Source organism: Arenimonas sp. MALMAid1274, from assembly GCF_049195245.1.
Taxonomy (GTDB): Bacteria; Pseudomonadota; Gammaproteobacteria; order Xanthomonadales; family Xanthomonadaceae; genus Arenimonas.
Genome location: NZ_JBMIRR010000016.1, coordinates 1 through 26,868, shown reverse-complemented (window position 1 = coordinate 26,868; position 26,868 = coordinate 1). Strand labels below are relative to the sequence as shown.

Annotated in this window: 22 protein-coding genes and 4 tRNA genes; 17 read left to right on the top strand and 9 right to left on the bottom strand. The window is 69.0% G+C overall.

What is annotated here, in order from left to right; all coding sequences use genetic code 11:
• From ACOQFR_RS00270 to ACOQFR_RS00260, 3 genes are all read left to right on the top strand, one after another.
• Positions 1-4,716: Ig-like domain-containing protein (locus ACOQFR_RS00270; protein ID WP_421377444.1), on the top strand; the 4,716-nt coding region annotated here is incomplete at its 5' end.
• Positions 4,717-4,745: 29 nt separating this feature from the next.
• Positions 4,746-8,375, top strand: coding sequence for a hypothetical protein (locus ACOQFR_RS00265; RefSeq protein ID WP_421377442.1), 3,630 nt, complete (start codon positions 4,746-4,748; stop codon positions 8,373-8,375).
• Position 8,376: 1 nt separating this feature from the next.
• Positions 8,377-10,881: a hypothetical protein gene (locus ACOQFR_RS00260; RefSeq protein ID WP_421377440.1), complete on the top strand. Its 2,505-nt coding sequence runs from the start codon at positions 8,377-8,379 to the stop codon at positions 10,879-10,881.
• A 14-nt stretch (positions 10,882-10,895) separates the two neighbouring features.
• On the opposite strand, the gene ACOQFR_RS00255 is transcribed toward ACOQFR_RS00260, so the two are convergent.
• The 5 genes from ACOQFR_RS00255 to ACOQFR_RS00235 form a co-directional block, all read right to left on the bottom strand.
• Positions 10,896-11,612 carry a hypothetical protein gene (locus ACOQFR_RS00255; RefSeq protein WP_421377438.1) on the bottom strand — a complete coding sequence of 239 codons (717 nt, stop codon included), beginning with the start codon at positions 11,610-11,612 and terminating at the stop codon, positions 10,896-10,898.
• A gap of 2 nt (positions 11,613-11,614) precedes the next feature.
• On the bottom strand, positions 11,615-12,103 hold the full coding sequence (locus tag ACOQFR_RS00250) for an asparaginase domain-containing protein (protein WP_421377437.1): 489 nt from the start codon (positions 12,101-12,103) through the stop codon (positions 11,615-11,617).
• Positions 12,104-12,139: 36 nt separating this feature from the next.
• A complete protein-coding gene (locus ACOQFR_RS00245; RefSeq protein WP_421377435.1) occupies positions 12,140-12,502 on the bottom strand; it encodes a DUF2069 domain-containing protein in 363 nt (120 codons plus the stop codon).
• Positions 12,499-13,092, bottom strand: coding sequence for an NAD(P)H:quinone oxidoreductase (gene wrbA, locus ACOQFR_RS00240; protein WP_421377433.1), 594 nt, complete (start codon positions 13,090-13,092; stop codon positions 12,499-12,501). The genes ACOQFR_RS00245 and wrbA overlap by 4 nt, the downstream gene beginning before the upstream one ends.
• A 91-nt stretch (positions 13,093-13,183) precedes the next feature.
• The gene (locus ACOQFR_RS00235) at positions 13,184-13,546 is read right to left on the bottom strand and encodes a helix-turn-helix domain-containing protein (RefSeq protein WP_421377446.1); all 363 of its coding nucleotides are present in this window, start codon (positions 13,544-13,546) and stop codon (positions 13,184-13,186) included.
• Positions 13,547-13,703: 157 nt separating this feature from the next.
• Here ACOQFR_RS00235 and ACOQFR_RS00230 point away from each other — a divergent pair, with 157 nt between their 5' ends.
• Together ACOQFR_RS00230 and ACOQFR_RS00225 are read left to right on the top strand one after the other, a co-directional pair.
• Positions 13,704-14,981: a YihY family inner membrane protein gene (locus ACOQFR_RS00230; RefSeq protein ID WP_421377432.1), complete on the top strand. Its 1,278-nt coding sequence runs from the start codon at positions 13,704-13,706 to the stop codon at positions 14,979-14,981.
• Complete coding sequence (locus tag ACOQFR_RS00225; RefSeq protein WP_421377430.1) at positions 14,978-15,580, top strand: redoxin family protein; 603 nt, start codon at positions 14,978-14,980, stop codon at positions 15,578-15,580. The genes ACOQFR_RS00230 and ACOQFR_RS00225 overlap by 4 nt, the downstream gene beginning before the upstream one ends.
• On the opposite strand, the gene ppk2 is transcribed toward ACOQFR_RS00225, so the two are convergent.
• The 4 genes from ppk2 to hemA form a co-directional block, all read right to left on the bottom strand.
• Positions 15,581-16,357 carry a polyphosphate kinase 2 gene (gene ppk2, locus ACOQFR_RS00220; protein WP_421377428.1) on the bottom strand — a complete coding sequence of 259 codons (777 nt, stop codon included), beginning with the start codon at positions 16,355-16,357 and terminating at the stop codon, positions 15,581-15,583.
• Positions 16,358-16,428: 71 nt separating this feature from the next.
• Positions 16,429-16,950 carry a molybdenum cofactor biosynthesis protein B gene (gene moaB / locus ACOQFR_RS00215; protein WP_421377426.1) on the bottom strand — a complete coding sequence of 174 codons (522 nt, stop codon included), beginning with the start codon at positions 16,948-16,950 and terminating at the stop codon, positions 16,429-16,431.
• Positions 16,947-18,032 carry a peptide chain release factor 1 gene (gene prfA / locus ACOQFR_RS00210; RefSeq protein WP_421377424.1) on the bottom strand — a complete coding sequence of 362 codons (1,086 nt, stop codon included), beginning with the start codon at positions 18,030-18,032 and terminating at the stop codon, positions 16,947-16,949. Before prfA ends, moaB begins: the two co-directional genes overlap by 4 nt.
• Positions 18,010-19,281, bottom strand: a complete 1,272-nt coding sequence (gene hemA, locus ACOQFR_RS00205; protein ID WP_421377422.1) for a glutamyl-tRNA reductase — start codon at positions 19,279-19,281, stop codon at positions 18,010-18,012. The genes prfA and hemA overlap by 23 nt, the downstream gene beginning before the upstream one ends.
• Before the next feature lie 99 nt (positions 19,282-19,380).
• Here hemA and ACOQFR_RS00200 point away from each other — a divergent pair, with 99 nt between their 5' ends.
• The 12 genes from ACOQFR_RS00200 to ACOQFR_RS00145 all read left to right on the top strand — a co-directional run.
• Positions 19,381-21,027, top strand: coding sequence for a tetratricopeptide repeat protein (locus tag ACOQFR_RS00200; protein ID WP_421377420.1), 1,647 nt, complete (start codon positions 19,381-19,383; stop codon positions 21,025-21,027).
• On the top strand, positions 21,024-21,626 hold the full coding sequence (lolB, locus tag ACOQFR_RS00195; protein ID WP_421377419.1) for a lipoprotein insertase outer membrane protein LolB: 603 nt from the start codon (positions 21,024-21,026) through the stop codon (positions 21,624-21,626). The genes ACOQFR_RS00200 and lolB overlap by 4 nt, the downstream gene beginning before the upstream one ends.
• On the top strand, positions 21,623-22,492 hold the full coding sequence (ispE, locus tag ACOQFR_RS00190) for a 4-(cytidine 5'-diphospho)-2-C-methyl-D-erythritol kinase (RefSeq protein ID WP_421377417.1): 870 nt from the start codon (positions 21,623-21,625) through the stop codon (positions 22,490-22,492). Before lolB ends, ispE begins: the two co-directional genes overlap by 4 nt.
• Before the next feature lie 50 nt (positions 22,493-22,542).
• A tRNA-Gln gene (locus ACOQFR_RS00185) sits at positions 22,543-22,620 on the top strand.
• 54 nt (positions 22,621-22,674) lie between these two features.
• Positions 22,675-23,631 (top strand): ribose-phosphate diphosphokinase, encoded by a 957-nt coding sequence (locus ACOQFR_RS00180; RefSeq protein WP_421377416.1) that lies wholly within the window; start codon positions 22,675-22,677, stop codon positions 23,629-23,631.
• Positions 23,632-23,771: 140 nt separating this feature from the next.
• The gene (locus ACOQFR_RS00175; RefSeq protein WP_421377414.1) at positions 23,772-24,455 is read left to right on the top strand and encodes a 50S ribosomal protein L25/general stress protein Ctc; all 684 of its coding nucleotides are present in this window, start codon (positions 23,772-23,774) and stop codon (positions 24,453-24,455) included.
• A 57-nt stretch (positions 24,456-24,512) separates the two neighbouring features.
• Positions 24,513-25,094, top strand: a complete 582-nt coding sequence (gene pth / locus ACOQFR_RS00170; protein ID WP_421377412.1) for an aminoacyl-tRNA hydrolase — start codon at positions 24,513-24,515, stop codon at positions 25,092-25,094.
• A 68-nt stretch (positions 25,095-25,162) separates the two neighbouring features.
• The gene (gene ychF, locus ACOQFR_RS00165; RefSeq protein ID WP_421377410.1) at positions 25,163-26,254 is read left to right on the top strand and encodes a redox-regulated ATPase YchF; all 1,092 of its coding nucleotides are present in this window, start codon (positions 25,163-25,165) and stop codon (positions 26,252-26,254) included.
• A 72-nt stretch (positions 26,255-26,326) separates the two neighbouring features.
• Positions 26,327-26,412 (top strand) — tRNA-Tyr (locus ACOQFR_RS00160).
• A gap of 44 nt (positions 26,413-26,456) precedes the next feature.
• Positions 26,457-26,530 (top strand) — tRNA-Gly (locus ACOQFR_RS00155).
• A 37-nt stretch (positions 26,531-26,567) separates the two neighbouring features.
• A tRNA-Thr gene (locus ACOQFR_RS00150) sits at positions 26,568-26,643 on the top strand.
• Positions 26,644-26,709: 66 nt separating this feature from the next.
• Positions 26,710-26,868: GTP-binding protein (locus tag ACOQFR_RS00145; RefSeq protein ID WP_233263181.1), on the top strand; the 159-nt coding region annotated here is incomplete at its 3' end.

Here is a 26,868-nt window from a genome sequence, read left to right as displayed (position 1 = left end):
GGCGGTACGAACGTCGTCAACGTCCTGGCCAATGACCAGCTCAATGGCGCGCCCGTGAACCCGGCCGCCATCAACTTGGTCCCGGTGACGAACGGTCCGCTGACGGTCAACGCCGACGGAAGCGTTGACGTCGCGCCGAATACCCCGGCGGGCACGTACACCGTCGACTACGAGATCTGCGAAGTCCTCAATCCGACCAACTGCGACACGGCGACTGTCACGGTCACGGTCGAAGAGGGCGTCATCGACGCCGTCAACGACAGCGCGGGTCCAGTCAATGGCTTTGTGGCCAACACCAACGTCGTCAACGTCCTGGGCAATGACCTGCTCAACGGCGCGGCCGTGAATCCGGCCGCCATCACCTTGGTCCCGGTCACGAACGGTCCGCTGACGGTCAATGCCGACGGCTCGGTGGACGTGGCGGCCAATACCCCGGCCGGTACCTACACCGTCGACTACGAAATCTGCGAAGTTCTCAATCCGACCAACTGCGACACCGCCACGGTCACCGTGACGGTCGAAGCGGCGACCATCGACGCGGTCAACGACAGCGCCGGTCCGGTCAATGGCTTCGTGGCCAACGTGAACGTCGTGAACGTGTTCGGCAACGACACGCTCAACGGCGCTGCGGTGGTTCCGGCCAATGTCACCCTGGCACCGGTTACCAACGGTCCGCTGACCGTCAATGCCGACGGCAGCGTCGACGTGGCGGCCGGCACAGCCGCCGGCACCTATACGGTCGACTACACGATATGTGAGGTGCTGAACCCGGCGAACTGCGACACGGCGACCGTGACGGTCATCGTGGAGGCAGCGACCATCGATGCCGTCAACGACAGCGCCGGCCCGGTCAATGGTTTCGTGGCCAACGTGAACGTCGTGAACGTGTTTGGCAACGACACGCTCAACGGCGCTGCAGTGGTCCCGGCCAATGTCACTCTGGCGCCGGTCACCAACGGTCCGCTGACCGTGAACGCCGATGGCTCGGTGGACGTGGCGGCCAATACTCCGGCGGGGACCTACACGGTCGACTACACGATCTGCGAGGTTCTGAACCCGGCGAACTGCGACACGGCGACCGTGACGGTCATCGTGGAAGCCGCCACCATCGACGCGGTCAATGACAGCGCCGGTCCGGTCAATGGCTTCGTGGCCAACGTGAATGTCGTGAACGTGTTCGGCAACGACACGCTCAACGGTGCCGCTGTGGTCCCGGCCAATATCACCCTGGTCCCCGTCACGAACGGTCCGCTGACCGTCAATGCCGACGGTAGCGTCGACGTGGCCGCCGGCACGGCCGCCGGTACCTACACGATCGACTACACGATCTGTGAAGTGCTGAACCCGGCCAACTGCGACACGTCGACCGTGACGGTCATCGTCGAAGCAGCGACCATCGACGCGGTCAACGACAGCGCCGGTCCGGTCAACGGCTTCATCGCCAACACCAACGTCGTGAACGTGTTCGGCAACGACACGCTCAACGGCGCTGCAGTGGTCCCGGCCAGTGTCACCCTGGCGCCGGTCACCAACGGTCCGCTGACCGTGAACGCCGATGGCTCGGTGGACGTGGCCGCTGGCACGGCCGCGGGCACCTACACGATCGACTACACGATCTGTGAGGTCCTCAACCCGGCTAACTGCGATACGGCGACAGTGACGGTCATCGTGGAGGCAGCGACCATCGACGCCGTCAACGACAGCGCCGGCCCGGTCAACGGCTTCATCGCCAACACCAACGTCGTGAACGTGTTCGGCAACGACACGCTCAACGGCGCTGCGGTGATCCCGGCCAACGTCACCCTGGCGCCGGTCACCAACGGTCCGCTGACGGTCAACGCCGACGGTAGCGTCGACGTGGCCGCTGGCACGGCCGCGGGCACCTACACGATCGACTACACGATCTGCGAAGTGCTGAACCCGGCCAACTGCGACACGGCGACCGTGACGGTCATCGTGGCGGCAGCGACCATCGACGCCGTCAACGACAGCGCCGGCCCGGTCAACGGCTTCACCGCCAACACCAGCGTCGTGAACGTGTCCGGTAACGACACGCTCAACGGTGCCGCGGTGGTCCCGGCCAACGTCACCCTTGCTCCGGTCACGAACGGTCCGCTGACCGTGAACGCCGATGGCTCGGTGGACGTGGCCGCCGGTACGCCGGCGGGTACCTATACCGTTGACTACACGATCTGCGAGGTCCTGAACCCGGCCAACTGCGACACGGCGACCGTGACGGTCATCGTGGAGGCAGCGACCATCGACGCCGTCAACGACGCCGGCGCGGTGGCCAGCGGCGCCACCGGCGGCATCGCGGTCCCCAACGTGCTGGTCAATGACACGCTCAACGGCCAGCCCATCGCGCCGGGCAGCGTCACCCTGGCCCAGGTCGCCACCTCCAACCCGAACGTGACGCTCGACCCGGCCACCGGCCAGGTCATCGTTGCGCCCGGTACGGCGGCGGGTACCTACACGCTCGAGTACCGCATCTGCGAGGTGCTGAACCCGGCCAACTGCGACAACGCGATCGTGACCGTCACGGTCGGCGCAGCGGCCATCGACGCCGTCGATGACATCGGCGGTCCGGTCAACGGCACCCCGGGCGCCATCGCGGTGCTTAACGTGTTCACCAACGACACGCTCAACGGTGCTGCCGTGGTTCCGGCCAACGTGGTGCTGACGCCGGCCAGCAACGGCCCGCTGACGGTCAACGCCGACGGCTCGGTGGATGTCGCGCCGAACACTCCGGCTGGCACCTACACCGTGGACTACACGATCTGCGAGGTGCTCAACCCGTCCAACTGCGACACGGCCACGGTGACCATCACGGTCAATGCGGCGCCGATCGATGCGGTGGACGACGCCGGCACCGTGCCCGATGGCGGCGTGGGCGGCGTGGCGGTGGCCAATGTCCTGGTGAACGACACGCTCAACGGCGTGCCGGCGACGCTGGGCACGGTCACCATCACCGCGCTGTCGACCAGCAACCCGAATGTCACCCTCGACCCGGCTACCGGCCAGGTCACGGTGGCGCCGGGCATCGCGGCTGGCACCTACACCGTGAACTACCGTATCTGCGAGATCCTCAACCCGGCCAACTGCGACGACGCGGTCGTCACCGTCACGGTCGTGGCGGGCGACATCGCGCCGATCGCGGTGGACGACGCCTTCAGCGGCCGCGAGGATGCGCCGATCCCGGGCAACGTGTCGGGCAACGACACGCCGGGCAACATCAGCAGCACCTTCACCCTGGTGTCGCAGCCGGCCAACGGCACTGTGGTGATGAACCCGGACGGCAGCTTCACCTACACGCCGAACCCGGGCTTCATCGGCACCGACACCTTCCCGTACCAGGTCTGCGACGCCGACGGCGACTGCGACAACGCCGTGGTCACCATCAACGTGACCCCGGTGGCCGGCAAGCTGCGCCTGCAGAAGGACGTGGCCACGCGTGAAGTGAACCCGGGCTCGCTGGTGCAGTACACCCTGACCGTGACCAACATCGGCCAGTTGCCGGTGATCGCCGCGGACGTGGTGGACGTGCCGCCCTCGGGCTTCGCCTTCGTGCCGGGCAGCGTCACGGTGATCGATACCGACAATGCGGCCGTGACCAGCGGCACCGGTCCGATCACGTTCTCGGGCATCGACATCCCGGTCGGCGGCACCGCGACCATCCGCTACCTGCTGCGCGTGGGTGCGGGCCTGGTGCCGGGCGAATACATCAACGAAGCCACGGTCTACCAGGGCGGCGTCGCGGTCAGCAACACGGCGGCGGCGGCAGTCGTGGCCGGCGCTGGCGGCGACCCGGACTTCGAGCAGACCCGCATCTGGGGCAAGGTGTTCGACGACCGCAACGGCGACGGCTGGCAGGACGAGGGCGAGCGCGGCATCCCGGGCGTGCGCCTGGCGACCGTGGAAGGCCTGGTGACGGAAACCGATGCCGAGGGCCGCTTCCACATCGAGGGTCTGGTGGTTTCCAACCAGATGCGCGGCCAGAACTTCGTGGTCAAGGTGGACAAGAGCACGCTGCCGGAAGGCGCCGAGTTCACCACCGCCAACCCGCTGCTGCGCCGCATCACGCCGGCCATCCCGACCCGCTTCGACTTCGGTGTGCGCATGCCGGCCTCGCCGCAGGCCAGGCGCATCGTCGAGCTCGACCTGGGCTCGGTGGTGTTCGCGCCCGGCAGCCGCGAGATCCGTCCGCAGTACCTCGACGTGATCAAGCAGATGGCGGCCCAGGTGCGCGAACACGACGGTGGCGAAGTGAGCATCGAGACCGTATCCGGTGACCAGGCGCTGGCCCTGGACCGTGCGGTGCAGGTGCGCGAGTCGCTGCTGGCCGAGCTGGGCAGCGAGCGGTCGGCCTCCCTGCGCATCGACGTGGTCGAGCCCGGCAAGGGCCGCCTGCTGTCGGTGGGCGAGGAGATCACCGTCGCCAGCGTGCTGTTCGATACCGACAGCGACGCGCTGCGCGCCGGCAACGAAGGCCTGCTGGACTCAATTGCCCGCGCGGTGGCCGACGCCACCTGCGGCTGCAGCGAGATCGTGCTCGTCGGCCACGCCGACGTGCGCGGCGATGCCGCCTACAACCAGGCCCTGGCCCTGCGCCGTGCGAACGCGGTGCGCCAGGCCATCGAGGCCCGATTGACACCAGAGCAACGCGCCCGGCTTCGGGTCGAGACGGAAGGCGCCGCCGCGCCGGGAGCGGGCCAGTGAACAGGAATAGCCGAGTCGTGAAGACGCGCATGAAGTTGTTGGACTACACCCTCATCGGCCTGCTGGGCACGATGACGGCCGGCGCCTGGGCCCAGGAGGCGGCGACGCCCCCGGTCAGCCTGAACTGCGACGCCAGCGGCTGCAGCGACGGCGATGGTGCCGTGCTGCGCGTCCGCAGCCGCGGCGAAGCCGAATCCCGGCCCGGCGACGCCGACCAGCTGCAGTCCGACCGGCGCGTGGACGTCGAACGTCGCTCTGCGGCTCGCACCGAGGTCCGGGGCCGGTTCGCGGTGGACCTGCCGGGTGGCGGCGTACTGTGGGCCACCGAGGATCCCCAGCTGGCGGCGCCCAACCTCAACGTGCAGGCCAGCCCGCTGGTCGAGTTCAGCGGCGGGCGCATCAGCAAGCCGGTGCGCTTCATGAGCTACAGCAACTATGCCGACTTCGCCCAGAAGCACGAGCTGCGCATCTACCGCGGCAACGACGTCGACCTGGTGTCGCCGATCGCCACGCTGGAACTGCCGGCGTCCGCGGTGGGCGAGGTGGAGTGGAATGGCGACGTGCCCTCCGACCTGCGCCTGCGCGAGGGCGACGAGCTGCAGTACGTGCTGCGTGCCATCGCCGCCGACGGCAGCGTGGACGAGACCTATCCCAACCGCCTGACGCTGGTGCGTCCGGAAGACGTAAAGCGCAGCCAGCAGGCGCTGCGCAGCCAGGCCGATGCCCGCTTCGGCGGCATGGACGCCGAGCAGATCCAGCAGCGCCAGCTCACCGAGGCGGTGCTGGGGCAGGGCAACCTGCGCCAGCAGAACATCCCGATCTACGGTTCCCGCGTGCGCATCGTCGGCCAGGACATTCCGGCCGGCCAGATCCTGAAGATCGACGGCCGCGCCTATCCGGTGGACCTGGACCGCAAGTTCGCGGCCGAGTTCCTGCTGCCGGTGGGCAAGCACAGCTTCGACATCGAGGTCGGCGACAGCGGCCAGACCACGCAACGCACGCTGGACGTGGAAGTGACCGGCCGCTACCTGTTCATGGTGGCGCTGGCCGACGTGACCGTGTCCGACAACAGCATCAGCGGCGCCGTGGTGCCGGTGGGCGTGGACGACCGTTTCGACGACGTGATCACCGAAGGCCGGCTGGCGATGTACCTCAAGGGCAAGGTGCAGGGCAAATACCTGATCACCGCCCAGGCCGACACCCGCGAGAACGAGGTCAGCGAGCTGTTCGACGGGTTCCTCGATCCCGATGCGCGCGACGTGTTCCGCCGCCTGGACCCGGACCAGTACTACCCCGTGTACGGCGACGACTCCACCACCTACCGCGACGTCGATACCCAGGGCCGCCTGTACGTGCGCGTGGACTGGGACAAGAGCCAGGCGCTGTGGGGCAATTTCGAGACAGGCCTGACCGGCACCGAATACGGCCAGTACCTGCGCAGCCTTTACGGCGGTGCGATCTCGTGGCGCAGCCGCGCCAGCACGCAGCTGGGCGAGGCACGCCACAGCGTGCGTGCGTTCGGCTCCGAGGCCCAGAGCGCACCCGGCCACAGCGAGTTCCTGGGCACCGGCGGCAGCCTGTACTACCTGCGCCACACCGACGTGCTGCCCGGCTCGGACAACGTCGTGTTGGAAGTGCGCGATCCGCTGACCGGCCGCGTCGAGACGCGCGTGGACCTGGTTCGCGACGTGGACTACGAGATCGACGAGCTGCAGGGCCGCATGCTGCTGACGCGCCCGCTGGCGCAGATCGTGCGCGACAACCTGCCGACGATCATCCGCGATGCGCCTCTGGACGGCTTCGAGAACCGCCTGCTGGTGGACTACGAGTACATCCCCGTCGGCTTCAGCGCGGACCAGACCACGGCCGGCTTCAGCGGCCGCACCTGGCTGGGCGAACACGTCGCCATCGGCGGCACCTACGTGGACGAGCAGCGCGCGGGCGAGGACTACTCGCTGGCGGCGGTGGACCTGACCCTGCAGGCGGGCCGCGGCACCTACATCAAGTTCGAACAGGCCAGCAGCGAAGCCACCAGTGCGCCGGTGTTCTTCTCCGACAACGGCGGCCTGAGCTTCACCCGGCTCAACCCGGTCGGCGGCGCGCGCGAGGGTGATGCGCGCAGCATCGAAGCGCGCGTGAACCTGCTCGAGCGTGGCATCACCACGCGCGAATGGACCCTGGGCGCCTGGTGGCGCGACATCGACCCCGGCTTCTCCGTGGCGCGCCAGGACGTGGGCCTGCCCATCGAGGAACACGGCGCCGAATTCGCCGGCCAGGTCACCGACGACCTGCGCCTGACCGGCCGCTACAGCGACGCCCGTCGCGGCAGCGACGGCATCGAGCAGGCGCAGATCATGGCCGAGTGGCGTCTGTCGGAGTTCAACCAGCTCACCGGCGAGCTGCGTGGCGTCACCGAAACCCGCGCCGGCGTCTCGGCCACGGGCACGCTGGCGGCGGTGCGCTACAGCCATCGCGTTGGCCAGGCGCTGGACCTGTACGGCATCGGCCAGGTCACGCTGGACGACGACGGCGGCAGCTACGAGGACAACGACGCCGTGACCCTGGGCGGCAAGTACAACTTTGCCAACCTCTCGTCCATCGGCGCGGAAGTGACTTCGGGACAGCGCGGCGATTCCGCCAGCGTCAACGCCGAGTACCGCCTCAGCGACCTGCATGCGCTCTACGGCAGCTACACCCATTCCACCGACACCACCGCCGGCGACCCGCTCTACGGCAACTCGCCCACCGGCCTGACGCTGGGCCAGCGCTGGCGCGTGTCGGACCAGGTGAACCTGTTCAATGAAAGCCAGTTCCTCAAGTCGCGTTCGGAAAGCGGCATCGCCCACACCTACGGCATGGATTTCTTCCCGGGCCTGGGCTGGACCCTGGGTTTCACCCTGCAGAAAGGCGAACTGGAGTCGTCGCTGGGCCGCGTGGACCGCCGCGCCATCAGCGTCAGCGCCGGCCGCACCGACCAGGACGTGACCTGGAACAGCAAGCTGGAGTACCGCGAGGACACCGGCTTCGAAGAGCGCACGCAGTGGGTCACCACCAACCGCCTGGCCTGGCGGGTGAACGAGGACTGGCGCGTCGCCGCACGCTTCAACTACGGCGACACCGAGGACGCGTTCGATCCGATTGCAAACGCCAAGTTCGTCGAGGGCAGCCTGGGCTTCGCCTACCGTCCGGCCTCCAACGACCGGCTGGCGCTGCTGGGCAAGTTCAACTACCTCTACGACCTCAGCAGCCTGGGCCAGGACACGCTGGCCGACTACGACCAGCGCTCCAACATCCTGTCGCTGGAGGGCATCTACCGCCTGGACAAGCACTGGGAGCTGGCCGGCAAGGTCGCGCATCGCGCCGGCGAGGCCCGCCTGGCCCGCGCCGTCGGTCCCTGGTTCGACACCACGGCCGATTTCGCCGCGGTGCAGACCCGCTACAACCTGCACTCCAAGTGGGACGCGCTGGCAGAGTACCGCTGGCTGCGCGTGGACGAGAACGACAGCGAGCGCGCCGGCTGGCTGGTGGGTGTGGACCGGCACCTGGGCGACAACTTCCGCCTGGGCGTGGGCTACAACTTCACCAGCTTCAGCGACAACCTGACCGTGCTCGATTACGACCAGAAGGGCTGGTTCCTCAATGTCACGGGCACCTACTGAGATGCGGGGAAGGGAGCTCGGCGGCCGCATCGCCGCCGCCGGCATCCTGGGGGCGCTGCTTGTGCTCGCCCCGGCCGCCCAGGCGCAGGTGCAGCGCACGCTGATCAACCTCAGCTTCGAGCAGCCGGCGCTGGGCACCGCCAGCTGTTTCCGCACCATCAGCGAAACCGTGGTGCCCGGCTGGACCACCGACCATCCGGTGATCAATACCGCCACCACCACCTGCAATGGCGTCAACATTCCCGGCGCGCCGGCCACCGGCGCGGCCATGGAATTCTGGGCCAACAGTTTCAACGCCACGCCGGCCCGCTCGGGCACGCAGCTGGTGGAGCTCAATGCCGAGGCCGTGTCGCGCCTGTCGCAGAGCGTCTGCCTGGTCAATGGCGAACAGGTGAACTGGGTGTTCAGCCACCGCGGCCGCGGCAGCGCCACGGTGCAGGACGTGATGGAGTACCTGGTCGGCGCCTCGCCCATCGTCCGTGTGGGAACGACCAGCAATGGCACCGGCGGCGTGATCAGCACCAGCCTGGGTACCGCCGCATCTGCGGCCGGCCCCAACGGCTGGCGCGACTACACCGGCGCCTTTACCTACACCGGCGCCACGGGCACCACCAACCTGGGCTTCCAGGCGATTTCCACCGGCAGCGGCAGCAATACCGTCGGCAACTTCCTCGACGACATCCAGATCAGCCTGCGGCCCTTCGTGGAGTTCGTCGCGCCGGCCTACAGCAAGGCCGAGAGCACGGCGGGCAGCAACGCCAACATCCCGCGCATCCGGGTCTCGGGCACGGTGCCCACCGGCGGCATGAACGTCACCGTGACCATCACGGGCGGCACCGCCACCCTGGGCACCGACTACACCACGCCCGCCAACAGCACGACCCTGACGATTGCCGTCCCGGCCGGTGTCTACGACGGCGCCAGTGCGGCCAGCGAGTTCGTGCTGCCCGTCACCCTGGTCAGCGACGCGACGCCCGAGGCCAACGAAACCATCCTCTTCAGCCTGCCGGCCCCGGCCGGTTCGCCGCCGCCCTACCTGCGCTCGAGCATCGCCACCTGCGGCGGTGCCGCGCAGACCACCAGCACGCTGACCATCACCGATACCGTGGCGCGCGTGACGCTGATCAAGTCGGTGGCGTCACGTCCGGTCGGCGGCACCAGCGGTTTCACCGTCAGCATCCAGCAAAGCACCAATACGATCGCCACGGCCAGCACGGGGCAGGGCAGCGGCACCACCAACGGCACGGCCACCACGGGCGTGCAGCTGGTGACGCCGGCGGTCGCGGTCACGCTGTCGGAGGTGATCGAGGCGGGCAGCAGCCATGCGATCAACCAGTTCGATGCCAGCATCAGCTGCAGCAATGCCGCGGGCGGTTCGGCCACGGTGCTGCCCAGCGGTGTATCCGCAACCGCCAGTTGGACGTTCACGCCGGCCACCAATGACCAGGTCACGTGCACCATCACCAACAGCGCGCGTCCGGCCACGCTGACGCTCAACAAATCGGTGGCTTCGCGCGCCAACGCCGCCGACCAGTTCACGGTCAGCGTGTTGCAGTCGCCGTCAACGGTGCTGGGCAGCGCCACCACCAGCGGGGCGGGCACCAGCGCCAGCACCGGTGCGGTCACCCTGCCTTCGCTGACCGGCACCTACAGCGTCACCGATGCGATGGCCGCCGGCAGTCCTTCGGTGATCAACCAGTACACGTCCACCATCAGCTGCAGCAATGCACGTGCAGGGGCGCCCGCTGCGGTCACCGTCACCGGCACGGCGCCAACCTGGGGCGTGCCCCAGGCCGCGGGCGACATCCTGACCTGCACCATCACCAACACCCGCCGTGCCGCCAGCATCGTGCTGTCCAAGGCGCTGTCGGGGGCACGCTTCAGCAACAGCGACCAGTTCGTGATGAGCGTGGCGGGACCGGGCGGCGGCACGGCCACCACCAGCGGCACCGGTGCAACGATTAGCGGCGGCACGGTCACGGTGGCCTCCGCCACGCCGGGTGCGGCCTACACGCTCTCGGAAACCATGGCGGCGGGCAGCCCCTCGCCCTTGACCAGCTATGGCGGCAGCATTGCCTGCAGCAACTCGCGCACCGGAGCGACAACGGTGCTGCCCTCGGGCGCCGGCACCAGTTTCCCGCTGACGCCGCTGGCGGGCGATGCGATCACCTGCACGCTCACCAACTCGCGCCTCAACCCCTCGCTGTCGGTGACCAAGTCCGATGCGAGTGGCACCTACCAGCCCGGCGCCGGCGCGACCTACACGCTGGTGGTGAGCAACGCGGGGCCTGGCATCGCCAACGGTGCCAGCGTGGTGGACAACCTGCCCGCAGGCGTCACGCTGTCGGCGCCCTGGACGTGCACGGCCACCGCCGGGTCGGCTTGCCCGGCCTCGGGCGGAACGGCGGGCGCGGGCACGGTGTCCCTTTCGGTGGACCTGCTGTCGGGCGGCAGCGCGACGATCCTGGTGCCGGTCCTGTTCAGCGCCAATCCGGGCGATTACTGAGGCACGCGGCGGTTTCAGCAGCCGCGGGAATGGAACCAGGCCGCGGGGCGTCCCTGCCGGCCATGCGCCCGGATCCAGCCGCGGTGCAGCACCGCATCCGCCGAGCCATCGCAGGGCGCATGGGTAAACTCCACCTGCAGCCAGGCCGTGTCGCTGGTCGCCCGGATGTCCAGCACGCGCAGCGGTGCTTCAGGGTCAATCTGGATTTCGCGGCAGGACTGGACTTCGGGACGCCCGCAAAGTTGCCGATCGAAGGCGTCCGTGGCGTAGGCCAGGCGTTCCACCAGCAGTGCGGGGTAGGGGTCGTGGCGGAAGTCGCCCGGCGGAGCCAGCAGCCATGCGGATCCTCCAGGCACTGCAATCCGGTACCAGTGGCCGCGATCTTCCAGCACGACCACCGCCGCGGTTTCGTAGCTGCTTTCAGGCGCCGGTGACAGCGGCATCGCTTCGCCCGATGGCGGCTCGAACCAGGGCGTCGCGAGTTCGCAATCCTCGCCACCCTTGCGGCTGCGGCCGAAGCGCAGGTGGCCCACGGGCGCACCCTCGGCCCGCGGCTGCGAGTACAAGGCGTCACGCCTCGCGGGATCTGGCTGCCCGCAGGTGTCGGATCCCGCGGCCGGCACCGGCGTGAGCAGGCCGGCCAGGCCGGGCGGCAGCGCCTCCGGGGCCGGCTGCGCCGATGCGCCGGAAAGCGCGATACAGCCGACCAGCGCGGCGGCGAGGCGGGACACCGTCAGGCAGCCGGTTCGAACCGGTTGGCAGCGACGTTCTTGCGCACCTTCAGCGGATCCCAGATGCGCCCGTTCATCGCGATGTACACGCCGGGCGGCTGCGACTGCACCGCACCCACCGCGGTGCCGATGTTGAATTCGGCATCCGAGCCGCGGAAGCCGGCGGGATTCAGGGCGCCGGTGAGCACGATGGTCTTGCCCTCCACCTGCGCCAGCACGCGTGCGGTATCCACCATGGTGTCGGTGCCGTGCGTCACCAGCACGTGCCGCGCCGGCTGCGCGGCGATGGTGGCCCGCAGCAGTTCGCGGTCCTCGGCAGTGATGTGCAGGCTGTCCTTGCGGATGATGGGGATCACGCTGAAGCGGAAGGCCACGCCCAGTTCCTGCAGGATCCGGCCGATCTGCGGGTCGCCGACCTGGTAGTCGGACTTGTCGTCGAAGTACACCTTGTCGATGGTGCCCCCGGTGGTGACGATCAGCAGCTCATCCATGGCGGTCGTCCTGTCGCGATGCGGGTCCGGCGCCGATTATACGTCCGGTGGCGCGCGTCGCCGGCGAAACCGGGCCTGCAGCCCGTCCCAGCTGGCGGCCACCACCAGCACCGCCGAGACCAGTGCCTGGCCCAGGGCCAGGTTGCGCACGTCCGGCGATACCCAGGCGGCCATGACGCCATGGCTGAAATAGAGCAGGGCGGCGAATGCGCCCCAGAATCCCGCGCGTCGATGGCCGGCCAGCAGCAGCCCGAGCGCTGGAAGGATCGGCAGCGCGAACAGAAGCGCCATCACCCAGGGCGCGGCGTGTACCGGCGGCGCCAGCCAGCCGTGCCAGACAATTTGCAGCGCAAACAGGGCCAGTATGGCCAGAGCGGTCACGCGGCCGGCGCTGGTCATGCCAGAAGCTTCCGCGCCGTGTCCGCCAGCCGGCGCCCCAGCGCGCGCGCCAGGGTTTTCTCGTCGTCACTGGGCTGGGGATCGTTGTCGGCACCCGACACGTGGCTGGCGCCGTAGGGCGTGCCGCCGGTGCGCGTGCTGCTCAGCGCGGCCTCGGTGAAGGGAATGCCCAGCACCACCATGCCGTGGTGCAAGAGCGGCAGCATCATGGTCAGCAGTGTGGACTCCTGCCCACCGTGCATCGTGGCGGTGGACGTGAACACCGCGGCCGGCTTGCCGACCAGCGTGCCGGATGCCCACTCTGCGCCCAGCCCATCAATGAAGTGCTTCAGCGGCGCGGCCATGTTGCCAAAGCGGGTGGGGCTGCCCAGCGCCAGGCCGACGCATTCCTCAAGGTCCCGGCGGTCCACGTAAGGCGCGCCGTCTTCGGGGACCGGGGCCGCGGCGGTGGCGGTGACCGGCGCCACCGGCGGCACGCTGCGCAGCCGCGCCTGCATGCCGGGCACTTCCTCGACCCCGCGCGCGATCTGGCGCGCCAGCTGCGCGACCGAGCCGCCACGGCTGTAGTAGAGGATGAGAATCTCGGGCATGGGGCGCGTCCTGGCTCGGCGTCTTGCCGGGCCGAAAGCCTACCAGACTCGTCGTCGCCGCCCGCTGCACGGCCCGAGGGTCCGCGCCGGCTCAGCTGGCGCTGGCTTCCTTTTCCACGCGGGCCAGCACCTTGGCCTGGCGCATCGCGTCGAGCGACCGGAACGCGACCAGCAGGCGCTCCTCGCTTTCGCATTGGGCGACGTAGTCCATCACGATGGCGGGCGGCTGTTCTCCGTCGCCGCCGATACGGCGAGGACCCCGCCCGGTGGCCAGCCACTCGAAGGCCACGCCGGTGACCCGGGCAATGGCGATCAGGTGGCCCACGGTAGGGCTGGAAGGCGTGTTGCGCTCCCACTGGGCAACCGCGCTGCGGTCCAGCCCCAGCGTTTCGGCTAGGCCGGCCTGCGAGAGCTTGGCGTCCTTCCTGGACTGCTTGATGCGTTCGGCGAGCACGAACAAGGGGAAAGGCTCCGTGGGGTCTGGTAAGGCCAACGCAGGCAGGCATCCGGGCCGGCCTTGCCAGCCGTGCATCATGCTCGAAATCGGCGCGCCAGGTCTGTGCGCCCGATCACGCTCGGGCCGGCGGGCAGGCTTTGTTACCATCGCCAGCATGAGTCCTGTCGCCTCCCTGCGCCGCTGGCTGGATCGCATCGACCGCGAGCGAGTCCAGTCCTTCGCCCACTTCCTGTGGACGCGGTTCCTGGACGACCGCTGCTTCGAAACCGCCGGCGCGCTGGCCTACACCACGCTGTTCGCGCTGGCGCCGCTGAGCATGGTGGTGTTCGGCATCCTGTCGGCCTTCCCGGTGTTCGACCAGTGGAGCGCGCAGCTCACCAACTTCGTGTTCTCCAACTTCGTGCCCAGCTCCGCGCGAGTGGTGGAAGACCACCTTCGCGAGTTCGCCATCAGCACGCGCAAGCTGACCTTTACCGGCGTCGGCGCCCTGCTGGTGTCGCTGTTGCTGACGATGTGGAGCATCGAGGCCACCTTCAACCGCGTCTGGCGGGTGCCGACGCCGCGTCCGCGCCTGGTGCGCTTCCTGGTCTACTGGACGCTGCTGACCCTGGGCAGCCTGATGGCGGTGGCCAGCCTGGCCACCACGTCCTACCTGTTTTCGCTGCCGGCGCTATCGGGCGTCGAACAGATGGACTGGAGCCAGCGGCTGCTGGGCTATCTGCCCAATGTGGTGGAAGTGGTGGTGTTCACCCTGGCGTATTGGCTGATCCCGCACCGCAGCGTGCCGTTCCGGTTCGCGCTGGCGGGCGGGCTGTTCGCCACCCTGCTGTTCGAGCTGGCCAAGCGCGGCTTCGCGGCCTACCTGCTGGGTGTGCCCTCGTACGACCAGGTCTATGGCGCGCTCGCGGTGGTGCCCATTTTCATGATCTGGCTGTACCTGAGCTGGGTGGTGGTGCTGCTGGGCGCGTCCTTCGCCGCGTCGCTGTCCTCGTTCCGCTACCAGCCGCGGGCGCTGCAGCTGCCGGCCGGCATGGAGCTCTACGGCTACCTGCGCCTGCTGGGCCGACTCAACGAGGCCCGCCGCGAGGGCCAGGGCCTGCACCTGGTGCAGATCCAGGACCGCGAGCCGATGCTGACCGATGACCTGCTGCAGCGAATGCTTTCCGGGCTGACCAGCCTCAACATCGTGCGCCGCGCCGAAGACGGCGGCTGGCTGCTCAGTCGCGACCTGGACACGGTGACCCTGGGCGAGCTGCACGAGGGCCTGTCCCTGCGCATTCCGGGACCCACGGCCGGGCTGCCCGGCTTTGACGATCCGATGGGGCGTTGCGCCACGCGCGCGCTGGAGCACCTGCGCCAGCCGCTGCAGCTGCCGCTGGCGCGCAGCATCGGCAGTTTCTTCACGCGTAGTCCGGACAATGCCCCGCCATGACTTCCTTGCCCCGCGTTCTTGTTTCCGCGCTGACGCTGCTGATGCTGGCCGCGTGCCAGCCGGCATCGTCCCCTGACGTCGAAGCGGCCCAGGCCACCGAGCCGGCCCCGTCGATCGCGGCGGACAATTCGCCCGCCGCGGATCCTTCCGCCGAGCCTGCGCCGGCCACCGCAGAGTCTGCAAAGGCCGACGCTCCCACGCATCCGGCGCTGCAGGTACAGACGCTCGACCACGGCGCCTTCGACCTGGCGGCCGAGCGCGGGCAGTGGGTGGTCGTGAACTTCTGGGCCACCTGGTGCAAGCCCTGCCTGAAGGAAATCCCCGACCTGTCGGCCTTCGACCAGGCGCGCGACGATGTGCGCGTTATCGGCCTGGCCTACGAAGAGATCACGCCCGAAGACATGCGCGCCTTTCTGACCCGTCACCCGGCGTCGTATCCGATCGCGCTGCTGGATCCCTACGATCCGCCCGCCGATTTCGAAACGCCGCGCGGGCTGCCGCTGACCTACCTCATCGCCCCCGATGGCCGGGTGGCGAAGAAGTTCCTTGGCCCGGTGACCTCGGCCGACCTGGCCCAGGCAATCACCGACGCGGGCTGATCAGTAGCGGCCCTTGATCGGCTTCACCGGGCCGGTGTAGCGCTCCTTGCCCGGCTTGGTGCCCAGCGGCGGAAAGCTGAAGGTCGACTCGGGCACCTTCTGGTCGGGCAGCGCATCCAGCAGGTGCCGGATCAGGTTGAGCCGGCCCACCTTCTGGTCGTTGAAGTCCACCACATGCCACGGCGCCCAGCGGTGGTGCGTGGCCTTGAACATCAGGTCCCGCGCGCGGCCGTACTCGGCGTACTTCTCGCGCGCCTTGAGGTCGATCGGCGACAGCTTCCAGCGCTTCACCGGATCTTCGGCGCGCTCGGCGAAGCGCTCTTCCTGCTCCTGCTGGTCCACCGCCAGCCAGTACTTGAACAGCAGGATGCCGTCGTCCACCAGCTGGCGTTCGAACACCGGCGCCTGCTTGAGGAAGCTGGCCACCTGCGCCGGCGTGGCGAACCCCATCACCTTCTCGACGCCGGCCCGGTTGTACCAGCTGCGGTCGAACAGCGTGATCTCGCCGGCCGAGGGCAGGTGCGCCACGTAGCGCTGGAAGTACCACTGGCCGGCCTCGCGCTCGCTGGGCTTGGCCAGCGCGGCGACATGGCACTGCCGCGGACTGAGGCAGTCGGCGATGGCATTGATGGCGCCGCCCTTGCCCGCGGTATCGCGGCCTTCGAACACCACCACCAGGCGCTTGCCGGCGTGCTGCAGCCAGCGGGCCATGTGGTTGAGTTCAACCTGCAGTTTCCCGAGTTCTTCTTCGTATTCCTTGCGCTTGAGCTTGCCCATGGAAGCTTTCCTTTGGCCAGGGAGGGACGTGGACGGGAGCGGATGCAGTGAGGCCTCGGCGAGGCGGTGACTCAGGATTCGCGCAGGCGGGGGCGCAGGTTGGCCAGGTTGCATGGGCGGGTGCGCGCGTCGAGCTGGGCCTGGATCAGCTTCTCCCAGCCGGTGCGGCAGGCCGAGGTGGAGCCGGGCAGCGCGAACAGGAAGGTAGCGTTGGCCAGGCCCGCGAAGGCGCGCGACTGCAGCGTGCTGGTGCCGATCTCCTCGTAGCTCAGCGCACGGAACATCTCGCCGAAGCCCGGCATGGTCTTGTCCAGCAGCGGCAGCAGCGCCTCGGGCGTGGAATCGCGGCCGGTGAAGCCGGTACCGCCCGTGACCAGGATGCCGTGTACCGCCTCGTCGGCGATCCAGGCCGAGACCAGCGCGCGCAGGCGGTACTTGTCGTCGGGCACGATCGCCCGCGCATGCAGCCGATGGCCGGCCTGCTCGAGGGACTGAACCAGATAATCGCCCGACGTGTCGTTGTCGGGCGTGCGGCTGTCGGACACCGTCAGCACGCACAGGTTGAGCGGGTGGAAATCGCTGGCTGCGCTCACGCGGCCTCCGTCAGCAGCTTGAGTTCGTCGGCCTGGTGCTCGCGGGTGAGCCGGTCGACCAGGTCGTCCAGGTCGCCCTCGAGCACCTGCGGCAGGGCATACAGGGTCAGGCCCTCGACCCGATGGTCGGTGATGCGACCCTGCGGATAGCTGTAGGTGCGGATGCGCTGGCTGCGGTCGCCGCTGCCGACCTGCAGCCGACGTTCCTGTGCCTGGGTCGCGGCCTGCCGCGAGCGCTCGGCGTCGAGCAACTTTGCCTTGAGCAGGGACAGCGCGCGGGCACGGTTCTTGTGCTGGCTGCGTTCGTCCTGGCATTCCACGACCAGGCCGGTGGGCAGGTGGGTCATGCGGATCGCCGAGTCGGTCTTGTTGACGTGCTGGCCGCCGGCGCCGGAGGCGCGGAAGGTATCCACCTTCAGGTCGGCGTCGCGGACCTCGATCTCGTCGATGTCCTCCAGCTCGGGCAGGATGGCCACGGTGGCGGCAGAGGTGTGGATGCGGCCCTGCGACTCGGTGGCGGGCACGCGCTGCACGCGGTGCGTGCCTGATTCGAACTTCAGCCGCGAATACGCGCCGCGCCCCTCGATGCGCGCGACGATTTCCTTGTAGCCGCCGTGCTCGCCTTCGCTGGCCGAGACGATTTCCACGGTCCAGCGCTTGCGCTCGGCGTAGCGCGCATACATGCGGAACAGGTCGCCCGCGAACAGCGCGGCTTCGTCGCCGCCAGTGCCGGCGCGCACTTCCAGGAAGAGGTTGGCCTCGTCGCGCGGATCGCGCGGCACCAGCAGCAGCGCCAGCGAGGCGTCGAGTTCCGACAGCCGGGCCTGCGCCGCGGGGATTTCCTCGTCGGCCAGCGAGCGCAGCTCGGGATCGGCACGCATCGCCTCGGCCGCCTGCAGGTCGCGCTGGGCCTGGGCGTAGGCGGCCAGTCCGGTGGCCACGGGTTCGAGCTGTGCGTACTCGCGCGACAGGCTGCGGAACCGCGCGTTGTCGGCCAGCACGCCGGGGTCGGCCAGCAAGCGGCCGACTTCCTCGTGGCGTTCGGCCAGCACTTCCAGTTTACGGCGCAGGCTGGGGGTCATCTTTGTGATCGTACAGGCGCTCGGCCGCGCGCAGCAGGTCCAGGTCGCCGTCCAGCGCGGCCTGGCGCAGGGCAGTGCTGGGTCCGTGAAGCAGTTTGTTGGTGAGCTGGTGCGCAAGCTGGGCCAGCACCTCGTTCGGGTCCTTGCCCTGGGCCAGCTGCTCGCGCGCGCGCAGCATCGCTTCCTCACGCGCCGATTCGCCCAGGCTGCGCAGCGATCGCAGCGCATCCTGGCGGCCCTGCGCGCGCCACCAGGCCATGAAGTGCTCCACCTGCAGGTCGATGATCGCCTGTGCCTGTTCGGCGGCTTCGCGACGGGAGGCGCGGTTTTCCTCGATCACCTGTTCCAGGTCGTCCACCGTGTACAGGTACACGTCGGAAAGTTCGGCCACGGAGGGCTCGATGTCGCGCGGCACCGCCAGGTCCAGGAGGAACATCGGGCGGTGGCGGCGCGCCTTGAGCGCGGCCTGCACGGCCGCACGGCGCAGCACCGGTTCGCGGCTGGCAGTGGCGCTGATGACGATGTCGGCCTCGGGCAGGTGGCGCTCGAGTTCGGCCAGGGGCAGGGCATAGCCGCCGTGGCGGCTGGCCAGCACCTGGGCGTGTTCCAGCGTGCGGTTGGCCACCAGCAGGCGCTTCACGCGGGCGTCCACCAGGTGGCGCGCGGCCAGTTCGATGGTGTCGCCGGCGCCGACCAGCATCACGGTGGCGCGGTCGAGTTCGCTGAAGACCTGGCGCGCCAGGCGCACGGCGGCGTAGGCCACCGACACCGGATGGGCACCGATGCGGGTGTCGGTGCGCACGCGCTTGGCCACCGAGAAACTCTGCTGGAACAGGCGGTCCAGCGGGGTGCGCAGGCTGTGGTGACTGCGCGCGGCCTGCCAGGCTTCCTTCACCTGGCCCAGGATCTGCGGCTCGCCCAGCACCAGCGAGTCCAGGCCGGTGGCCACGCGGAACAGGTGGCGCACCGCGTGTTCGTCCTCATGCCGGTACAGATAGTCGGACAGGGCCTCGGGCGCCAGGCCATGGAACTGCGCAAGCCAGTCGGCCACCGCGCCCTGCCGCCCTTCGTCCACCTGGGCATAGATCTCGGTGCGGTTGCAGGTGGAAAGCAGCGCCACTTCAGCCACGCCGGCCACCGCACCCAGGCCCGCGAGGGCCTCGGGCAGCCGCGCACCGTCCAGCGCCACCCGCTCGCGCAGGGCCAGCGGGGCGGTCTGGTGGTTGAGTCCTAGCGCAAGCAGGGGCATGGGCGGGGGCCGGCATCGGCGCGGGTGCGCTAAGCTTTCGCGGCCTGGGCTCTCTCGTGGATTCCTGCGCGCATTCTAGCCCCTGGCCAGCCAAACCCCATGAACCTGCGACGAAAACTCATCGTTCCCCTGCTGGTGCTGGCCCTCGCGGCGCCGGCCGCGGCGGACGTGGCGCCGCCGATCGGCGACGTGATGGCGGGCGAGTTTGCGCTGCAGCAGGGTGAGCTGGCGGCCGCTGCCCGCTCCTACCTGCTGGCGGCGCAGGTCTCGGACGATGTTGGCCTGGCCGAGCGCGCCGCCCGTATCGCGCTTTTGTCGGGCGACGCGCGGCTGGCCGAGCGGGCCCTGGCGCGCTGGCGCACGCTGGCGCCGGAATCGCTGGCCATGCATGCCGCCACCATCCACCTGGCCCTGCGCCAGGGCGAGCACGAGACGGCGATGGAGGAGGCGCTGGTGCTGCTGGCCATGCCCGGCGAGGCCGGTTTCCCCGCGCTGCTGGCGACGCTGTCGGAGGCGCGCGGAGACGATGCGGTGATTGCGCGCAGCGTGATGCGCGCGCTGTACGAACAATCGCGCCTGCCGAACAGCCTGGCGCAGTGGCTGCGGTTCGCAGGCCTGGCCCGTCGACTGGGCGACCGTGCGTTTTCAGACCGCATCGTCGAGGCGGGCCTGGCGCGCTTCCCGGACGACCCGCGTGCGGCCTTGCTCGAGGTATCGCGGCTGCGCCAGGCGGGGGAAGCGGATGCCGCCCGGTCCAAACTGCTTGCCTTGCGTGCATCGGGGGAGCTCTCGCCCGACCTACGGCGCACCGCGGCCGCCGAGATGGCCCGGCTGGGCGAGCTTCGCATTGCCGCCGACCTGCTTTCCGAAGGACCGCAGAACGAATCCACGCTGGGCCAGCGCGCCAGCTGGCTGGTGGCAGCCAACGACCGTCCCGGGATGGAGCGGCTGCTGGCGGAACTCCAGGCGGGCGGGGCGCCGGGTCCCGGACGCCGCCTGTTGCTCGGTCACGTATCCGAAGCGCTGGAGCGCTGGAGCGAGGCCGAACACTGGTACGCCAGCGTGGACCGCGGCGAGGGCCGCGACCTGGCGATGCTGCGCGGCGCGCGGGTGATGGCTCGCCAGGCCAAACTGGCCCCGGCGCTCGACCTGCTGCATGAATTGCAGGCCGACGAATCGGCCGACGGCGAGCGGGTCCGCGACAGCTACGCGCTGGAGTCGGAACTGCTCGAGGGCGCGGGCCGCAGCGAGGAGGCGCGCGGGCGGCTGGACCAGGGCCTGGCGATCTTCGAGGACGACCCGGTGCTGCTGTATGCGCGCGCAATGCTGGCCCAGCGCAACGGTCGCGTGGACGCGGCCCTGGCCGACCTGCGCCGCATCGTCGACGACAATCCCGGCGACGCGCAGGCCCTCAACGCCTATGGCTACGTGCTGGCCGATCGCAAGGGGGCCTACGCGCAGGCATTGCCGTTCCTGCAGCGCGCGTTCGCGCTGGAACCGGAATCCCCACCGATCCTCGACAGCCTGGGCTGGGTACAGCTGATGTTGGGCCAGGAGGAGCGCGCGCTGGTGCTGCTGCAGCAGGCCTGGGACGCGATGAAGGACGCGGAAATCGCCGCCCACCTCGGCGAGGCGCTGTGGCGCCTTGGCCGCAAGGATGAGGCGCGCCGCATGTGGGACGAGTCGCTCAAGCTCGACGCCGACAGCCGCGCGATGCGGCGGGTACAGGAGATCTACCGGCCATGATCCGCCTCGCGCTCGTACTTTGCCTTGCCCTGGTCGTTTCCGCCTGCGCACCCCTGGCCGTGCGCCCAACCGGCGACACCGATGTCCTGGCCGCCCAGTCCGCGCGCGAGGCCGCGCTGGCCGACATCACGCACTGGGCCATGGATGGCCGGCTGTCGGTGAATGCAGGGGGCGAGGGCGGCAGTGGCCGCATCCAGTGGCGGCAACAGGGCGACGATTTCCAGATCCGGCTCTCGGCGCCCGTCACCCGCAAGAGCTGGGTGCTGACGCGCGCCGGCGGCGAGGTGCGGCTCGAGGGTCTTGAAGGCGGCACGCGCCGCGGACCGGACGCCGAACAGCTGTTGTTCGATGCCACCGGCTGGCGCATCCCGGTGGCTGCGCTCGCGGCGTGGGCGCGGGGCGCCCGCGCGCCCGGTCCGGCGGACATCGATTTTTCGCCCGATGGCCTGCCTTCGCTGATTTCCCAGGAAGGTTGGGTGGTGGAGTACCGCGAATGGGATGCCGCCGATCCGGCCCGGCCCCGGCGTGTGTTCGCCCGTCAGGGCGAGCAGGCCAGCCTGCGCCTGGTGGTGGATGCCTGGTCGGTGCCTGCGCCGTGAGCCCGCCGGGCGAGGGCTGGAGCGCCTGGCCGGCGCCGGCCAAGATCAACCTCTTCCTGCGCATCCTCGGCCGGCGGCCCGACGGATACCACGACCTGCAGACGGTATTCCAACTGCTGGACTGGGGCGACACGGTGCATCTGCGCCCGCGTCCGGACGGCCGCGTGCACCGGGTCCAGGCCCAGGGTTACACCGTGCCGGAGGATCAGGACCTGGTCGTGAGGGCCGCCAGGCTGCTGGCTTCAGCAGGCAACACCTCTCAAGGCGTCGATATCTCCGTCGAAAAACGGATTCCTCTGGGCGGCGGGTTTGGTGGCGGATCCTCGGATGCCGCGACGGTGCTGGTGGCGCTCGACCGGCTCTGGGGCCTGGGTCTGGGCGAGGACGTCCTGGCCGGGCTGGCGCTGAAACTGGGCGCGGACGTGCCGGTGTTCGTGCGGGGCCGCAGTGCCTGGGCCGAGGGCGTGGGCGAGCGACTGACCCCGATGGAGCTGCCCGAGGCGGCCTACCTGCTGGTCGATTCCGGCGTCAGCGTGCCCACCGCGGAATTGTTCCAAACCCCTGATTTGACCCGGGATGCGCCCCCGGCGACAATAGCGGGCTACGTTTCCGGCTCCGTGTCAGGCAATGCCTTCGAGCCCGTGCTGCGTCGCCGTTCGGAGGTCGTCGAGGCCACCCTGCAGGCGCTTTCGCAGCTGGGTCCGGCGGCCCTGACCGGGACGGGCGGCGGCTGCTTCGTGCGCTTCGGCACGCGAGGGCAGGCGGCCGCCGCGCTGTCGCGATTGCCTCCGGGCCTTCGCGGCTGGGTGGCGGAGGGCGTGTCGCTGTCGCCGCTGCACCGGGCGCTGGCGCAGCATCCGGGCTGAGGCTGGCCCGTCCCGCCGCAGCTTCGTGCGTGTTGCAACAGATCCAGTGGTGGGGCGTCGCCAAGTGGCCTAAGGCACCGGGTTTTGATCCCGGCATTTCGTAGGTTCGAATCCTACCGCCCCAGCCATCCCACCGGCGCCACCCGTTTCTCCCCTCAACCCCAGCGCGGAAGGCAAAACCCATGAGCAAGCAGAACCTGCTCGTTTTCACCGGCAACGCCAACCGTCCGCTGGCCCTGTCGGTCTGCCGCCAGCTGGGCATCCCGCTGGGCAAGGCGCTGGTGGGGCAGTTCTCCGACGGCGAGTGCCAGGTCGAGATCGAAGAGAACGTGCGCCGGCAGGAAGTTTTCGTCATCCAGCCCACCTGCGCGCCCACGGCTGAAAACCTGATGGAGCTGATGGTGCTGATCGACGCGCTCAAGCGCGCCTCGGTCGCCAACGTCACCGCCGTGGTGCCGTATTTCGGCTACGCCCGCCAGGATCGCCGCCAGCGCTCGGCGCGCGTGCCGATCACCGCCAAGGTGGTCGCCAAGATGTTCTCGGCCGTGGGCACCGACCGCGTGCTCACCATCGACCTGCATGCCGACCAGATCCAGGGTTTCTTCGACATCCCGGTGGACAACGTCTACGCCTCGCCGATCCTGCTGGCCGACATCTGGCGCAGCCATGGCACCGACAACCTGATCGTGGTCTCGCCCGACGTCGGCGGCGTGGTCCGCGCCCGCGCGGTCGCCAAGCGACTGGACGACGCCGAGCTGGCCATCATCGACAAGCGCCGCCCGAAGGCCAACGTTTCCACGGTGATGAACATCATCGGCGACGTCAGCGGCAAGACCTGCGTGCTGGTGGACGACATCATCGACACCGCCGGCACCCTGTGCGCCGCCGCGGCGGCCCTGAAGGCCAATGGCGCCCGCAAGGTCGTGGCCTACTGCACGCATCCCGTGCTGTCGGGCGCGGCGATCGCCAACGTCACCAACTCGCAGCTCGACGAGCTGGTGGTCACCGACACCATCCCGCTGTCGGAAGCTGCCCGGGCCTGCCCGCGCATCCGCCAGCTCAGCGTGGCCGAACTGCTGGCGGAAACCATCCGCCGCATCGCGTTCGGCGAGTCGGTCAGTTCGCTCTACGTGGACTGACGCAAGGCGGGCAGGGGATCCGGGATCGGCATTCGCGAGTGCCGATCCCCGATTCCCTCCCGGGAACGACGCGGGGCCTGGTCGCGGGCCACGCGTAACGCGCCAAAAGCGCATCACCATTGAAGAAGGCAACACCCAACATGGCTACCAACCACAACATCACGGCCACCAGCCGCAAAGTCGAGGGCAAAGGTGCGAGCCGCCGCCTCCGTCACAGCGGCCAGGTCCCGGCCATCGTCTACGGCGCCAAGCAGGAGCCGCAGAACGTCCAGGTCGAACACAACCACCTCTGGCTCGCCAGCCAGAACGAGTGGTTCTACTCCGCCATCCTCGACCTGAGCGTCGACGGCAAGGTGCAGAAGGTGCTGCTGCGTGACATGCAGCGCCATCCGTTCAAGCAGCAGATCCTGCACCTGGACTTCCTGCGCGTGAGCGAGAACGAAGCCCTGCGCGCCAAGGTGCCGCTGCACTTCATCAACCAGGAAACCTCGCCGGCCGGCAAGACCGCGGGCGTCGTGGTCACCCACGAGCTCAACGAAGTCGAAGTCAGCTGCCTGCCCAAGGACCTGCCGGAGTTCATCGAGGTCGACCTGGCCAAGCTGGCCCTGGGCGACATCATGCACATGTCCGATATCGTGCTGCCCAAGGGCGTCACGCTGCCGGCGCTGGCCCACGGCGGCAAGGAGCATGACCTGGCGATCGTCATCGCCAAGCACGCCCGCGTCGAAGTCGAGGAAGAAGCGGCGCCTGCCGCGGCTGAAGTGCCGGCCGCCAAGGTCGCCAAGCCCGACGCCGCCGCGCCTGCGGCGCCGAAGAAGAAGTAAATCCCGGACCGCCGCGCGGGCCTTCGGGCTGGCGCGGCGGACCCGTGATCCTTCGACGTGGCCGGACTCCGCCTCATCGTCGGCCTGGGAAATCCCGGTGCCGAACACGCCCGAACCCGGCACAACGCCGGGTTCTGGTTTCTGGACGCCCTCGCCGCCAAGGCCGGGGCGCGCTTCGGGCTGGAATCCAAGCTCTTCGGTGAAACCGCCCGCATCGACCTGGCCGGCCGCACCGTGTGGCTGCTCAAGCCTGCGACCTTCATGAATGCCTCCGGGCGTTCGGTGGCCGCGGCCCTGCGTTACTGGAAGATCGAGCCGGACGAGGCGCTGCTGGCGCACGACGAGCTCGACCTGTCCCCCGGCACCGCCCGCCTGAAGTTCGACGGCGGCCACGGCGGCCAGAACGGATTGCGCGACACCGTGCAGCACCTCGGGCACGGCAAGTTCCACCGGCTGCGGATCGGCATCGGCCATCCGGGCCACAAGGACAAGGTCACGCCCTGGGTCCTGGGCCGGCCCGGCAAGGACGACGAGGCCAGCATCCTGCGGGCCATCGACGACGCGCTGGACGTGTTGCCGCTGGCAGTGGCCGGCGAATTCCCCGAGGCGATGAAGCGCCTGCACACCCCCAAACCCTGAGCCTTCAGTCGCCAGCCGGCCCCGTGCCCGCTGCCGCCTGAGAGTTCGCGAACCGGAAGCAAAGCACCATGGGCATCAAATGCGGCATCGTCGGCCTGCCGAACGTCGGCAAGTCGACCCTCTTCAACGCGCTCACCAAGGCCGGCATCGCCGCGGCCAACTTCCCGTTCTGCACCATCGAGCCCAACACGGGCGTGGTGCCGGTGCCGGATCCGCGCCTGGCCGAACTGGCCGAAATCGTGAAGCCGCAGAAGATCATCCCGACCTCGTTCGAGTTCGTGGACATCGCCGGCCTGGTGGCCGGTGCGTCCAAGGGCGAGGGCCTGGGCAACAAGTTCCTGGCCCACATCCGCGAGGTGGACGCCATCGCCCACGTGGTGCGCTGCTTCGAGCACAGCGACATCATCCATGTGGCCGGCAAGGTGGACCCGATCGCCGACATCGAGGTCATCGACCTCGAGCTGGCCCTGGCTGACCTGGATTCGGTCGAAAAAGCGCTCAACCGCGCCGAACGTGAAGCCAAGACCGGCAATAAGGACGCCATCGTCCGCAAGGAAGTGCTGTCGCGCCTGCGCGCCGGCCTCGATGCCGGCAAGTCGGCCCGGTCCCTGGGGCTGTCGGCCGAGGACAAGGCCGTGGTCCGCGACCTGTTCCTGATGACCCTCAAGCCGGTGATGTACGTGGCCAACGTGCTCGAGGACGGGTTCGAGAACAACCCGATGCTGGACCTGGTCCGGGCCCGGGCCGCGGACGAGGGCGCCCAGGTCGTGCCGGTCAGCGCCGCCATCGAGGAGGAAATGTCCCAGCTCGAGGACGCCGACCGCGCAGAGTTCCTGGCCGAGATGGGCCTGGCCGAGCCGGGCCTGAACCGCGTGATCCGCGCCGGCTACGCCCTGCTGGGCATGCAGACCTACTTCACCGCAGGCGTGAAGGAGGTCCGGGCCTGGCAGGTCCACAAGGGCGCCACCGCGCCCCAGGCCGCCGCCGTGATCCATACCGACTTCGAAAAGGGCTTCATCCGGGCCGAAACCATCGCCTTCGAGGACTTCATCCGCTACCGCGGCGAGTCCGGCGCCCGCGACGCCGGCCGCCTGCGGCTGGAGGGCAAGGAGTACGTGGTCCAGGAAGGCGACGTGCTGCATTTCCGCTTCAACGTCTGAACCGGAGGCGGGAATGTGCCAAGGCCGTTGACATTTGCCGTCGCGGCCGTGAAAATTACGGGCTCCCTAGCTGGAGGGATACCCAAGCGGCCAACGGGGGCAGACTGTAAATCTGCTGGCTCACGCCTTCGGTGGTTCGAATCCACCTCCCTCCACCAGCTTCGCGGCGTGAACCGGGTTCCAAGTCGGCAAACAACGCAGGGCGGGAGTAGTTCAATGGTAGAACCTCAGCCTTCCAAGCTGATCATGCGGGTTCGATTCCCGTCTCCCGCTCCATTGAATAGTTGAAGCGTCACCGCAACAAACCAGATTCGCTCATGTAGCTCAGTCGGTAGAGCACTTCCTTGGTAAGGAAGAGGTCGCTGGTTCGATTCCAGTCATGAGCACCATCCACCCCGGGTCGCGTCGCGGTGCCGGGATGAAATCCACCTTGAATCCTAACCGGGTAACTCGCAATGGCTAAGGGTAAGTTTGAGCGCACCAAGCCGCACGTGAACGTCGGCACCATCGGTCACGTCGATCATGGCAAGACCACGCTGACGGCGGCGCTGACGAAGATCGGCGCCGAGCGTTTCGGCGGCGAGTTCAAGGCGTACGACCAGATCGACGCGGCG